Genomic DNA, 1,122 nt, shown 5'->3' on the forward strand with positions numbered 1-1,122 from the left:
CGCAATGACACGACTTCGGCGGTACGCTTGAGCCCCGCTACATTGTCGGCGCGGAATCACTAGACCAGTGAGCTATTACGCACTCTTTCAAGGGTGGCTGCTTCTAAGCCAACCTCCTGGTTGTCTGTGCGACTCCACATCCTTTCCCACTTAGCGTACGCTTAGGGGCCTTAGTCGATGCTCTGGGCTGTTTCCCTCTCGACCATGGAGCTTATCCCCCACAGTCTCACTGCCGTGCTCTCACTTACCGGCATTCGGAGTTTGGCTAAGGTCAGTAACCCGGTAGGGCCCATCGCCTATCCAGTGCTCTACCTCCGGCAAGAAACACACGACGCTGCACCTAAATGCATTTCGGGGAGAACCAGCTATCACGGAGTTTGATTGGCCTTTCACCCCTAACCACAGGTCATCCCCCAGGTTTTCAACCCTGGTGGGTTCGGTCCTCCACGAAGTCTTACCTCCGCTTCAACCTGCCCATGGCTAGATCACTCCGCTTCGGGTCTTGAGCGCGCTACTATATCGCCCTATTCGGACTCGCTTTCGCTACGGCTTCCCCACACGGGTTAACCTCGCAACACACCGCAAACTCGCAGGCTCATTCTTCAAAAGGCACGCAGTCACGACGCACTGAGTAAACTCAATGCGCGACGCTCCCACGGCTTGTAGGCACACGGTTTCAGGTACTATTTCACTCCGCTCCCGCGGTACTTTTCACCATTCCCTCACGGTACTATCCGCTATCGGTCACCAGGGAATATTTAGGCTTAGCGGGTGGTCCCGCCAGATTCACACGGGATTTCTCGGGCCCCGTGCTACTTGGGTGTCTCTCAAACGAGCCGTACAGATTTCAGCTACGGGGGTCTTACCCTCTACGCCGGACCTTTCGCATGTCCTTCGCCTATCCATACGGTTTCTGACTCGTCTCACAGCCGGCAGACTGTGAAAGAGAGATCCCACAACCCCGTATGCGCAACCCCTGCCGGGTCTCACACGCATACGGTTTGGCCTCATCCGGTTTCGCTCGCCACTACTCCCGGAATCACGGTTGTTTTCTCTTCCTGCGGGTACTGAGATGTTTCACTTCCCCGCGTTCCCTCCACATACCCTATGTGTTCAGGTATG

At 56.0% G+C, this 1,122-nt stretch carries 1 rRNA gene (running past both ends of the window); it reads right to left on the reverse strand.

The window, feature by feature from the left end:
- Positions 1–1,122 (reverse strand): 23S ribosomal RNA (locus tag ACIOHP_RS49870) (it extends past both window edges: 1,887 nt to the left, 149 nt to the right).

It is taken from the genome of Streptomyces sp. NPDC087859, from assembly GCF_044742595.1.
Lineage (GTDB): Bacteria > Actinomycetota > Actinomycetes > Streptomycetales > Streptomycetaceae > Streptomyces > Streptomyces canus_F.